The sequence below is a fragment of the Marmoricola sp. Leaf446 genome, assembly GCF_001424755.1.
Classification (GTDB): Bacteria; Actinomycetota; Actinomycetes; order Propionibacteriales; family Nocardioidaceae; genus Marmoricola.
In genome coordinates this window covers 239,480-251,382 of sequence record NZ_LMRF01000002.1, presented here as the reverse complement: position 1 = coordinate 251,382, position 11,903 = coordinate 239,480, and the positions used below count along the sequence as shown (strand labels likewise).

8 protein-coding genes are annotated in these 11,903 nt (G+C 74.8%); 6 read left to right on the top strand and 2 right to left on the bottom strand.

From position 1 onward, the window contains the following. Positions 1 to 406, top strand: a 406-nt coding sequence (locus tag ASG49_RS09225) for a DnaJ family domain-containing protein (protein WP_156384281.1), incomplete at its 5' end; no start/stop codon positions are given. A gap of 7 nt (positions 407 to 413) precedes the next feature. Next, entirely contained in the window at positions 414 to 1,031 is a 618-nt protein-coding gene (locus tag ASG49_RS09220; protein WP_156384259.1) for a class F sortase, read from the top strand. 32 nt (positions 1,032 to 1,063) lie between these two features. On the opposite strand, the gene hutU is transcribed toward ASG49_RS09220, so the two are convergent. Beyond that, a complete protein-coding gene (hutU, locus tag ASG49_RS09215; protein WP_056541224.1) occupies positions 1,064 to 2,716 on the bottom strand; it encodes a urocanate hydratase in 1,653 nt (550 codons plus the stop codon). Between the two features lie 5 nt (positions 2,717 to 2,721). Further along, on the bottom strand, positions 2,722 to 4,290 hold the full coding sequence (hutH, locus tag ASG49_RS09210) for a histidine ammonia-lyase (protein ID WP_056540584.1): 1,569 nt from the start codon (positions 4,288 to 4,290) through the stop codon (positions 2,722 to 2,724). A gap of 159 nt (positions 4,291 to 4,449) precedes the next feature. Here hutH and ASG49_RS09205 point away from each other — a divergent pair, with 159 nt between their 5' ends. The 4 genes from ASG49_RS09205 (at position 4,450) to ASG49_RS18225 (ending at position 11,772) form a co-directional block, all read left to right on the top strand. Beyond that, the gene (locus ASG49_RS09205; protein WP_056540581.1) at positions 4,450 to 5,478 is read left to right on the top strand and encodes a hypothetical protein; all 1,029 of its coding nucleotides are present in this window, start codon (positions 4,450 to 4,452) and stop codon (positions 5,476 to 5,478) included. After that, positions 5,475 to 6,260, top strand: coding sequence for an IclR family transcriptional regulator (locus ASG49_RS09200; RefSeq protein ID WP_056540577.1), 786 nt, complete (start codon positions 5,475 to 5,477; stop codon positions 6,258 to 6,260). The genes ASG49_RS09205 and ASG49_RS09200 overlap by 4 nt, the downstream gene beginning before the upstream one ends. Positions 6,261 to 6,269: 9 nt before the next feature. After that, positions 6,270 to 7,466, top strand: a complete 1,197-nt coding sequence (locus tag ASG49_RS09195) for an MFS transporter (RefSeq protein WP_235561995.1) — start codon at positions 6,270 to 6,272, stop codon at positions 7,464 to 7,466. A gap of 139 nt (positions 7,467 to 7,605) precedes the next feature. Continuing rightward, on the top strand, positions 7,606 to 11,772 hold the full coding sequence (locus ASG49_RS18225; RefSeq protein ID WP_082533975.1) for a heterodisulfide reductase-related iron-sulfur binding cluster: 4,167 nt from the start codon (positions 7,606 to 7,608) through the stop codon (positions 11,770 to 11,772). Positions 11,773 to 11,903 lie beyond the last annotated feature (131 nt).

Below are 11,903 nucleotides of genomic sequence, written 5' to 3'. Positions count from 1 at the left end.
CCTGCCGGGGCAGGGCAAGCCGCTGGGCGACCTGGGCTCGCCGTACGACCGCGACTGGTGGCTGAAGAAGCTCATCGAGCGCGAGCAGATCACCGGCGTGCTGCCCGAGGCGCTGCAGCTGCGCAAGGAGGACGGCGAGCTCGACGACGTGCTCGACCGCGAGACCGCCGAGAAGCGGGTCCGCGAGGTCGTCGAGGGCTTCAACCACCGCGTCGTCGCCGCCCGCCGCCAGCTCCAGGGCGGGCCGCCGGTGGTGACGCCGACGCGCGACCCCGACGTGGAGGTACGCCGCTGGGCCGAGCGCCGCGACGCCCGCGCCCTCGCCAACGCCGAGGCCCTGCGCCGCGACGCCGCCGGGACGAGGGCGGGCAGCGAGCGTCGGCGGCGCCTGTGGTGGCGTCGGTGATGGACCGGTGAGGACGGCGGCACGTCTGGCCGGGCTGGCCGGGCTGGTGCTGCTGACGGGGTGCGGTGGAGGGCCGACGGCGTCACCCGAGCCGGACGCCCCCACCCCCGAGGCGCAGCCGACCACGTCGGGCAGCACCCTCGCAGCCCGTCCCTGCCCGACCACCGCGGAGCCGTTCGAGCCCACCCGCGTCGACGTGCCGGGCGTCGCCCGGGGCGCCGGCGTGGTGTTCCCGGCCCGGGTGCGGGCCGACGTGCCGGGCACCCCGTCGACCGACAGCGTCGGCAAGCAGCAGTTCGCCTACGACCGCGTCCAGGACGTGCGGCCCGGCGACCGGCGCGGCAACGTGCTGCTCAACGCGCACACCTTCCCCGACGGCTCGGCGCTCGGCAACCGGCTGCTCGACGGGCTGCGGGAGGGCGGTCGGCTGGTGCTCGCCGACGGCGACCGGCGGCTGTGCTACCGGGTGACCGAGCGGGTCGAGGTCTCGGCCGACACCAACTTCTACCGCTACTACGACAGGCGGGGCCCGGCCCAGGTGGCGATCGTGGTGTGCTCCGGCGAGCGCCTCGGCCCGGGCGTCTGGACCAAGCGGACCGTCTGGTTCGCCCGACCCTCGGCCTGAGGCCCGGGACGCTCCGCACGCAGTCGTGTGCCTCAGCCCTCGGACATCGGCACGCGTACGCCGCGCTCGCTGGCCACCTCGGCGGCGCGGTCGTAGCCCGCGTCGACGTGGCGGATGACGCCCATCCCGGGGTCGTTGGTGAGCACCCGCTCGATCTTCTCCGCGGCCAGCGCGGTGCCGTCGGCGACGCAGACCTGGCCGGCGTGGATCGAGCGCCCCATGCCGACACCGCCGCCGTGGTGGATCGAGACCCAGGTCGCGCCCGAGGCGGTGTTGACCAGGGCGTTGAGCAGCGCCCAGTCGGCGATCGCGTCGGAGCCGTCGAGCATCGCCTCGGTCTCGCGGTAGGGCGAGGCGACCGAGCCGGCGTCGAGGTGGTCGCGACCGATCACGACCGGCGCCTTCAGCTCGCCGCTGGCGACCATCTCGTTGAACTTCAGCCCAGCGAGGTGGCGCTCGCCGTACCCCAGCCAGCAGATCCGGGCCGGCAGCCCCTGGAAGGCGACCCGCTCGCCGGCCATGGTGATCCACTTCCTCAAGCGCTCGTTCTCCGGGAACAGCTCGAGGATGGCGCGGTCGGTGGCGGCGATGTCGGCCGGGTCGCCGGAGAGCGCGGCCCAGCGGAACGGGCCCCTGCCCTCGCAGAACAGCGGCCGGATGTACGCCGGGACGAAGCCCGGGAACGCGAAGGCCCGGTCGTAGCCGCCCTTGCGGGCCTCGTCGCGGATCGAGTTGCCGTAGTCGAAGACCTCGGCGCCGGCGTCCTGCCACTCCACCATCGCCCGCACGTGCGCGGCCATCGAGGCCTGGGCGTCCTTGGTGAAGCCGTCGGGGTCGCGGCGCGCGGCGTCGTGCCAGTCCTCGAACGGCACCCCGACGGGCAGGTAGGACAGCGGGTCGTGCGCCGAGGTCTGGTCGGTGACGACGTCGATCGGGGCGCCGGTCGCGAGCAGGTGCGGGAACACCTCGGCGGCGTTGCCGAGCACCCCGATGCTGAGCGGCCGGCGGGAGTCGCGGGCCTCGACGGCCAGCTGCACCGCGTGGTCGACCGAGTCGGCCCGCACGTCGAGGTAGCGGTGCTCGATCCGCCGGTCGATGCGGGTGCTGTCGACGTCGACGCAGATCGCGACGCCGTCGTTCATCGTCACCGCGAGCGGCTGGGCGCCGCCCATCCCGCCGAGGCCGGCGGTCAGCGTGATGGTGCCGGCCAGGGTGCCGCCGAACCGCTTGTCCGCGACGGCGGCGAAGGTCTCGAAGGTGCCCTGGAGGATGCCCTGGGTGCCGATGTAGATCCAGGACCCGGCCGTCATCTGGCCGTACATCGTCAGGCCCAGGTCCTCGAGCCGCCGGAACTCCTCCCAGTTGGCCCAGTCGCCGACCAGGTTGGAGTTGGCGATCAGCACGCGCGGGGCCCACGCGTGGGTGCGCATCACGCCGACGGGCTTGCCGCTCTGCACCAGCATCGTCTCGTCGTCGCGCAGGTCGCGCAGGGTCCGCACCAGGGCGTCGTACGCGTCCCAGGAGCGGGCCGCCCTGCCGGTGCCGCCGTAGACCACGAGGTCCTCCGGGCGCTCGGCGTTGGCCGGGTCGAGGTTGTTCATCAGCATCCGCAGCGGCGCCTCGGTCTGCCAGGAGCGGGCGGTCAGCTCGGTCCCGGTGGCGGCGTGGATGGGCAGGCGGGGCATGTCGGTCACTGCATCTCTCCGATCACTGCGGACGCGGCGGCCACGACGGCCCCGCTGCGGACGAGATCGACACAGGCCTCGATCTCGGGGGCCAGGTGGCGGTCCGGGCCGGGCCCGTGGACGCCGTGGGCGCGGAGCAGGTCGACCACCGCGCCGGTGGCGGGCGAAGGGGCGAGGGGCCGGCGCAGGTCGAGGGCGCGGGCGGCGGCCATCACCTCGACGGCGAGCACCCGGGTGAGCCCGTCGACGGCGCGGCGCAGCTTGCGCGCCGCCGCCCACCCCATCGAGACGTGGTCCTCCTGCATCGCCGAGGACGGGATCGAGTCGACGCTGGCCGGGTTGGCCAGCCGCTTCATCTCCGAGACGATCCCGGCCTGGGTGTACTGCGCGATCATCAGGCCGCTGTCCACGCCCGGGTCGTCGGCGAGGAACGGCGGCAGCCCGTGGTTGCGGGCGCGGTCGAGGAAGCGGTCGGTACGCCGCTCGCTGATCGAGGCGACGTCGGCGGCCACGATCGCCGCGAAGTCGAGCACGTAGGCGACCGGCGCCCCGTGGAAGTTGCCGTTGGACTCGACCCGGTCGCCCACCACCACCGGGTTGTCGACCGCGCTGGCCAGCTCGCGGCCGGCCACCACCGCGCAGTGGGCGAGGGTGTCGCGCGCCGCGCCGTGCACCTGGGGCGAGCAGCGCAGCGAGTAGGCGTCCTGCACCCGGGTGCAGTCGGGGCCGCGGTGGGAGGCCACCACGCCCGAGTCGGCCAGCAGGGCGCGCAGGTTGGCGGCCGAGGCGGCCTGGCCGGGGTGCGGGCGCAGCGCCTGCAGCTCGGCGGCGAAGACGCGGTCGGTGCCGAGCTGGCCCTCCACCGACATCGCCGCGGCGACGTCGGCGGTGCGCAGCAACACCTCGAGGTCGGCCAGCGCCATCACCAGCATCCCGAGCATCCCGTCGGTGCCGTTGATCAGCGCCAGCCCCTCCTTGGCGGCCAGCTCGACGGGTGCCAGGCCGGCGGCGGCCAGCGCCTCGGCGGCCGGTCGCAGCACCCCCTCGGCGTCGCGGACCTCGCCCTCGCCGATCAGGGCCAGCGCGCAGTGCGAGAGCGGGGCGAGGTCGCCGGAGCAGCCGAGCGAGCCGAACTCGTGGACGACCGGGGTGATCCCCGCGTCGAGCATCGCGGCCATCAGCTGCGCCGTCTCCCGTCGTACGCCGGTCCGGCCGGTCGCCAACGTGGCGAGCCGCAGCAGCACCAGCGCCCGCACCACCTCGCGCTCCACCTCCGGGCCGGACCCGGCGGCGTGCGAGCGCACCAGCGAGCGCTGCAGCTGCGCCCGCTTCTCGGTGGGGATGTGCCGGGTGGCGAGCGCGCCGAAGCCGGTCGAGACGCCGTACACCGGGACCTCCGAGGCAGCCAGCTCCTCCACCGCGGTCCGCGCCCGGTCGATGCCGGCCAGCGCCTCCTCGGTGAGCACCACCCGGGCGTCGTGCCGCGCGACGGCCAGGACGTCGGAGGGCGACAGCGGGCCCGGACCGACCTCGACGGGCCGGTCGGTGCCGCTCGGGCGGGGATCGGCGTCCATGGGTCCAGTGAACGTCCGCGCGCGGCCCGGCCGCTGCCACCGGGACCCACGCGGCGTCTCGGATCCGAGACCGGCCGGATCGAGGGGCCGTCCTCACCCGCCCGTGCCACCATGCCCGGAAGACCCGAGGAGACCCGAGGAACCCGAGGAGGCCAGGCCGTGCCGCACCGCTCCACCCGCAACCGCACCCGCGGCCGCGCTCGCAGCCGCACCCGGCCGGGCCTGCTCGCCCTGGTGACCGCCGCGCTGCTCCTCGGCACCGGTTGCGAGGCGCCGCTCCAGCCGGAGTCGCGCCGCGAGACCGCCGCCACCCCCTCGCCGACCGCGTCGGAGTCCGCGAGCGACTCCCCGGGCCGGGCGAGTCCCTCCGCGCCCCCCTCGATCGAGGTTCCGGAGGGACTGGAGCAGGACGCCCGCGACCGGGTGCGGCGCCAGGCCGAGCGACGCGCCAGGAGCGGTCCCGTCCTGGGCGGCGACATCAGCTGGCCGCAGTGCCCGAGGGGCCTGGGCATCCCCGAGCGGCGCACGCTCGGCCTCCCGCTGCCGCCGCCCGAGGCGGAGTACGTCGTGATCGGGCTGACCAACGGCCCCTCCTTCACCGCCAACCCGTGCCTGGCCGACCAGGTCGGGTGGGCGCGGCAGCGCGGCCTGCCGACCTCGGCCTATGTCGTGCTCAGCGGGCCGTACGCCGACACCCTCGCCCGCTTCGGCGGTCGCGGCCCCTTCGACGCCGGGACCGAGGCGGGGCGGCTGGCCAACCTCGGCCACGCGCAGGCGCGCTACGCCCTGGGCGTGATGCGCCGCGCCGGGCTGGAGACGCCGTTCGTGTGGCTCGACGTCGAGCCGGTGCCCGCCTTCGAGTGGAGCGACGACCCGGCCGCCAACGCCCAGGTGGTGCGCGGCGCCGCCCGTGCCTGGACCGACGCCGGGTTCGGCATCGGCGTCTACTCCACCGCCTCGCTCTGGGCCGGTGTGGTCGGCGACCTCGAGCTCGGCCTGCCCGAGTGGCGCGCCGCCGGTGAGACCTCCCGCGCCGAGGCGCTGCGCCGCTGCGGGCCCGCCAGCCGGATCCAGGGCGGCCCCGCGGTGATGGGCCAGTGGCTCCAGGACTCCCGCGACCACGACGTCACCTGCCCCGGCGCCGCGGCCGACCTCGGTCGCTACTTCCACGACCCCGGCGTCCGATGAGCCAGGTGCCGGCGGCCACGCGCGCGCTGCGGGTGCTGCGGTTCCTCGCGGCGCAACCCGACCCGGTGACGCTCGACCGGTTGGCCGCGGCGGTCGGGCTGCCGCGCTCCACGGCGTACCACCTGGTCAACACCATGATCGACGAGGGCTTCGTGGTGCACCTGCCCGAGGAGCACCGCTACGGGCTCGGGGTCGCGGCGTTCGAGGTCGGCAGCGGGTACGCCCGCCAGGCGCCGCTCCAGCGGCTGGCCCGCCGCCGGCTGGCGAGCCTGGTCGACACCGTCGGCCAGAGCGCCCACCTCGCGGTGCTGCACGGACGCGACGTGCTCTACGTGCTGGAGGAGCGCGCCCCGGGGCGACCGCCGCTGGTCAGCGACGTCGGCGTCCGGCTCCCCGCGCACCTCACCGCCAGCGGACGAGCCGTGCTGGCCGAGCTGCCGCCGCCGCAGGTGCGCGCGCTCTACCCCGACCGCTCGGCGTTCGTGGACCGGCACGGCGTCGGCCCGCAGTCGCTGAGCGCCCTGCGCCGCCTGCTCAGCGAGACCCGGCAGCGCGGCTGGGCCGCCGAGCACGGCGAGGTCACCCCGGGCTTCGCCTCCGTGGCCGCGGCGGTGCTCGACCACAACGGCCACCCCGTGGCGGGGGTGGCGCTGACCTGGCCGCAGGACGCCGGTGCCGACGAGGCGGCGCTGGCCCGGGCCGCGCAGCGCACCGCCGCCTGGCTGACCCGCCGCATCGGCGGATCTGGACACCCCGTCGGACGGACCCCCGAGGCGACCTAGCGTGGGGTGGTGAGCCCCGCCGTCCGGTCCGTCGTCGACCCCGCCGCCGTCGGCACCCGGCGGCGCTGGGCGATGCTCGGCGCCAGCGTGGCCGCGCAGGCGGCGGCCTCGGTCGCGACCAACGGCTGGGCGTTCCTGATCCCGGCCTGGCGCGACGAGCGCGGGCTGGGCCTCGCGGCGGCCGGCACCCTGGCCGCGATGCCGATCGCCGGCACCATGCTGACGCTCTTCGGCTGGGGATTGCTCGTCGACCGCTGGGGCGAGCGACGGGTGCTGCTGCTCGGCCTCGCCGGGACCGCCGCGTCCGGCCTGGTCGCCGCCCGGGCCGCCGACCTGCTGCTGCTGGGCACCGCCCTGCTGCTGGTCGGCGCCTTCGCCGCCAGCACCAGCTCGGCCAGCGGACGGGTGGTGGTGGGGTGGTTCCCGCCCGAGCGCCGGGGGCTGGCCATGGGGGTGCGGCAGATGGCGCAGCCGCTCGGGGTCGCGTTCGCCGCCGCCACGATGGCGGTGACGGCCGACCGGGCGGGGGTGACGGCGGCGGGCACGGTGCCGGTGGCCAGCACCCTGCTCGCGCTGGCGGCCGTGGCCGTGCTGGTGCTCGACCCGCCGCGGCCGCGGCGTACCCCCGCCCTGGCCGCCAACCCCTACCGCGCCGACTCCTTCCTGACCCGGGTCCACGGCGTCTCGGTGCTGCTGGTGGTCCCGCAGTTCCTGGTGTGGACCTACTCGCTGACCTGGCTGGTGGACTCCCGGGGCTGGAGCCCGGCCGCGGCCGGCGCGCTCGTCGCCGTCACCCACGTGGCCGGGGCGCTGGGCCGGATCGCCGTCGGGCACCTCTCCGACGTGGTCGGCTCCCGCGTCCGGCCGCTGCGCTGGGTCGCGGTCGGCGCCGCGGTGACGATGGCGCTGCTCGCGGTGACCGAGCCGACCGGCGTGGCCGTGGTGCTGCTGGTGGTCGCCTCCACGGTCACGGTCGCCGACAACGGCCTGGCCTTCACCAGCGTCGCCGAGCACGCCGGTCCGTTCTGGTCCGGCCGGGCGCTGGGGGTGCAGAACACCGCGCAGTACCTCGCCGCCGCGGCCGTCGCCCCCGTCGCCGGTCTCACCATCACCCACTGGGGGTACGCCGCGGCCTTCGGCCTGGCCGCCCTGGGCCCGGCCACGGCCACGGTGCTCGTGCCCCGCGACGACGCCACCGCCGACTGACCCCCGGCCCGGGCCGGATCGGGCGGCAAGTTACCGCCGCGTAGCCTTTCTCACACACCGCCCGGACCTCGCGGCCCGGGCACTAGGCTCGCGCCAACCGGACGTCTCGGCTCGGTGTGCCCTACGAACGGGAGTCTTCATGCAGCTGTTCGCCCAGGTCGTCTCGATCGCCATCGCGGTCGTCGGCATCGCGTTGTTCGTCAAGGCGATCCGCCAGATCATCGGCACGATCAAGATCGGCCAGCCGGCGCGGCGTACCGACAACCCCGCCGGGCGCAGCCTGACCCTGCTCAAGGAGTCGCTGGGCCACACCCGGATGCTCCAGTGGCACTGGGTCGGCGCCGGCCACTGGTTCATCATGACCGGCTTCGGGCTGCTGTTCTTCACCCTGGTCACCGCCTTCGGGCAGCTGTTCGACCCCGGCTTCCACATCCCGTTCCTCGGCCACTTCTTCCTCTTCGAGTGGGCCAGCGAGCTGTTCACGCTGGTGATGATCGTGGCGATCGTGGCCTTCATCTACTACCGCGCCACCCGCCCCAAGGAGCGCGAGCGCGGGCCCAAGGGGCGCTTCTGGGGCTCGACGATGTGGCAGGGCTACTTCGTCGAGATGGTCATCCTCGGCGTCGGCCTGTGCATCGTGGTGCTGCGCGGCCTGGAGTACGCCCTGGCCACCAAGGAGGACCCGGAGTACGCCTCGGCCTTCCACTTCCCGCTCTCGTTCCCGATCGGCGAGGCCTTCTCCGGCCTGTCCGAGGGCACGCTGGCCAACCTGATCTACCTCGTCGCGATGCTCAAGATCCTGATCTCCTTCACCTGGATGATCGTGATCTCGCTGCAGCCCACGATGGGCGTGGCCTGGCACCGCTTCCTGGCCTTCTTCAACATCTACTTCAAGCGCCACGCCACCGGCCGCACCGCGCTCGGCGGGCTGGCCCCGATGACCTCGGGCGGCAAGACCATCGACTTCGAGGACCTCGAGGAGATGGACGAGGACACCAAGCTCGGCGTCGGCGCGGTCGAGGACTTCACCTGGAAGGGCATCCTCGACTTCTCCACCTGCACCGAGTGTGGCCGCTGCCAGAGCCAGTGCCCCGCGTGGAACACCGAGAAGCCGCTGTCGCCCAAGCTGCTCATCACCGCGCTGCGCGACCACGCCTACGCCAAGGCGCCCTACCTGAACGCCGCCGAGGGCGACCGCGCCGCCCTGCTCGAGGGCGACACCAAGCTCGCCCTGGAGGTGGAGCGCCCGCTGGTCGGCGACACCGGCGACGACTGGTTCTACATGCCCGACAGCGGCGCCGCCGTGATCGACCCCGAGGTGCTGTGGAACTGCACCTCCTGCGGCGCCTGCGTGCAGCAGTGCCCCGTCGACATCGAGCACGTCGACCACATCGTCGACATGCGTCGCTACGCCGTGCTGGTGGAGTCCAACTTCCCGGCCGAGCTCAACGGGCTCTTCAAGGGCCTGGAGAACAAGGGCAACCCCTGGAACATGTCGCCCAAGGCCCGCCTCGATTGGGCCAAGGACCTGCCCTTCGAGGTCAAGGTCGTCGGCGAGGACGTCGAGTCGCTCGACGAGGTCGAGTGGCTGTTCTGGGTCGGCTGCGCCGGCGCCTACGAGGACCGCGCCAAGAAGACCACCCGCGCGGTGGCCGAGCTGCTCGACATGGCCGGCGTCGACTTCGCGGTCCTCGGCAACGGCGAGACCTGCACCGGTGACCCCGCCCGCCGCGCCGGCAACGAGTTCGTCTTCCAGGGCCTCGCCGCGCAGAACGCCGAGACGCTCAAGGAGAGCAAGGCCAAGAAGGTCGTCTCGACCTGCGCCCACTGCTTCAACACGCTCAAGAACGAGTACGCCGCGTTCGGCGTCGAGCTCGAGGTCGTCCACCACACCCAGCTGCTCAACCGCCTCGTGCGCGAGAAGAAGCTGGTCCCGGTCGCCTCGAACGGCTCGGCCGACAAGCGCCAGGTGACCTACCACGACCCCTGCTACATCGGCCGCCACAACGGCGTCTACTCCCCGCCGCGCGAGCTGCTCCAGGTCATCCCCGACGCCACCCTGGTCGAGATGCCCCGCAACTCCGAGCGGTCCTTCTGCTGCGGCGCCGGCGGCGCGCGCATGTGGATGGAGGAGAACACCGGCGAGCGGATCAACCTCAACCGCACCAAGGAGGCCGTGGAGACCGGCGCCGACCAGATCGCCGTCGGCTGCCCCTTCTGCCGCGTGATGCTCTCCGACGGGTTGACCAACCAGCAGTCCAAGGGCGAGGCCCGCGAGGAGGTCGAGGTCCTCGACGTCGCGCAGATGCTGCTCGCCTCGGTCAAGGGCGACTCCCCGGCGCCGCGCAAGGCCAGCGCTGCCGCCGCTCCGGCCGCGGCGTCGGCCGGCGCTTCGGACGGTGTGTTGGCCGGTGGTGGCACCGCCACGCTGACCCGGGAGCAGGAGGCCGCGGTCGAGCAGGACACCCACGCCGAGCCGGCCGCGGGCGACGCCACCCAGACCGAGGACACCGTCACCGCCACCGAGGACGCCGGCCCGCTGGCCAAGGCCTCCGGCGGCACCTCGCTCTTCGACGAGCCCGAGATGAAGGACGCCCAGCCCGCGACCACCGGCGGCAACGCCGGCGGGAGCTCGCTGTTCGACCTCGGCGGCGACGACGCGGCTGCGGAGACGAAGCCGGCGACGGCGTCCGGCTCCACGTTCCAGTCCGCGTCCGGCGCCGGGTCCGGGTCGGCGTCGTCGTCCGGTGCTGCGTCCGGTGGGTCGCTGTTCGACCTCGGGGACGAGTCGGAGTCGGCCGACTCCTCGTCGGCGGCGTCGGCTGCCCCGTCGGCGTCGGCTGCACCGTCGACCTCGGCTGCCGCGTCGGACGAGCCGGCGGGCGGCGTACCGCAGGGTGGGTCGCTGTTCGACCTCGGCGAGCCCGAGGCGGACGTGGCCGAGTCGGCGACCGACGAGCCTGCGGGCGAGGACCCTGCCGGCGACTCCACCACCGACGGCCCGACCGACCGGAGCCAGGACGACGCCGACACCTCGACGCCGACCGAGGCCGCGCCCACGGCCAGCACCTCGGGCACGCGCACGGCGGTGACCCCGGCGACCGAGGTGCCCGAGGGCGGGTCGCTCTTCGACCTGGCCGAGCCCGAGGAGGAGCAGGTCGGCTCCTCGGCGGCGGCGCCGGCTACGTCGGCTGCGGCGCCTTCATCGTCGTCCTCGGCGTCCTCGTCGTCCTCGGCAGCCGCGACGGACGACGAGCCCGTGGGCGAGGACCCCGCCGGCGACTCCACCACCGACGGCCCGACCGACCGGAGCCGGGACGACGCCGACACCTGGTCGCAGGACGCCGAGAAGGCCGGCACCGCGTCGGCCGCCACGGCGTCCACCGGGTCCCGCACGGTCGTCACCCCGGCCAGCGAGATCCCCGAGGGCGGGTCGCTGTTCGACCTCGCCGAGCCGCAGGAGGAGTCCGTCGCCGGCAGCTCGGCCGCCCCCGCGAGCGAGGTGCCCGCGCGGGCGGCGGAGCAGCAGGACGAGGCCGCCGACGTGCAGCAGACCGTCGTCGAGGAGTCGGACACCCCGGCCTCCGGCGACCAGGTCAGCGCCGATCCCGAGCCGGAGGCCACCGAGCCCGCGCCCGAGCCGTCGGCCTCGGCGGCCTCGGCTCCGGCCGCGGCCTCGGCACCGTCGGCCCCGCCGGCGCCGTCGGGCGGCGAGGGCGGGCTGGGCGGGAAGTACGCCAAGGGCAGGTCGATGTTCGACCTCCCGTCGGCCGCCACCACCCCGGCTCCGGCTGCTCCTGCCACCGGCTCCGCTCCGGCTGCCGAGGCGCCGTCGACTGCTCCCGCGGCGGACCCGTCCGGCTCCAGCGCGACTCCGGCCCCCGCGGCTCAGTCTGCGACCGAGTCTGCGACTGGGGCTGCGACTGGGTCTGCGGCTGGCGCTGCGGACAAGCCGGTCACCTCGCTGCGCGACATCAAGGCGAAGTTCGCGGGCGGCGGTGCAGCGGCGGCGGCCACGACCGACGCGTCGTCGGGCACCTCCGAGGCCACCTCGACCGCCGACCACTCCCCCGAGGTCGCCACCGACACCGCCGAGGCGGTCCAGGAGGAGAACCCGACCGAGGCCGTCGAGGAGCACCCGACCGAGGAGCCCGCCGCGGAGGCGACCGGCGCCCCCGACACCTCGGACACCTCGGACACCTCCGAGGACGAGCAGCCCCCGGCGCGCCCGGCCGGCTCCGGCGAGCAGCACCAGCCGAAGACCGACGCCGACATCCACGAGGCCGGGTCGCTCTTCGACCTGTAGTCCGAGCGGCCCGGCGTACCGACGACGCGGTGCTCTGCTGTCACCTGGTGGCAGCAGAGCACCGCGTCGCTGTTTCCGGGGTCGAGGTGCCTTTCCGGACACATCCGGCGCCGACACGGGCAAAACTGCCC

Coding starts and splice junctions, on each gene's coding strand:
- hutU (WP_056541224.1), bottom strand. CDS start 2,716: ATGCCCCGCCTGCCCATCCACGCCGCCACCGGGACCGAGCTGACCGCC.
- hutH (WP_056540584.1), bottom strand. CDS start 4,290: ATGGACGCCGATCCCCGCCCGAGCGGCACCGACCGGCCCGTCGAGGTC.
- ASG49_RS09200 (WP_056540577.1), top strand. CDS start 5,475: ATGAGCCAGGTGCCGGCGGCCACGCGCGCGCTGCGGGTGCTGCGGTTC.
- ASG49_RS18225 (WP_082533975.1), top strand. CDS start 7,606: ATGCAGCTGTTCGCCCAGGTCGTCTCGATCGCCATCGCGGTCGTCGGC.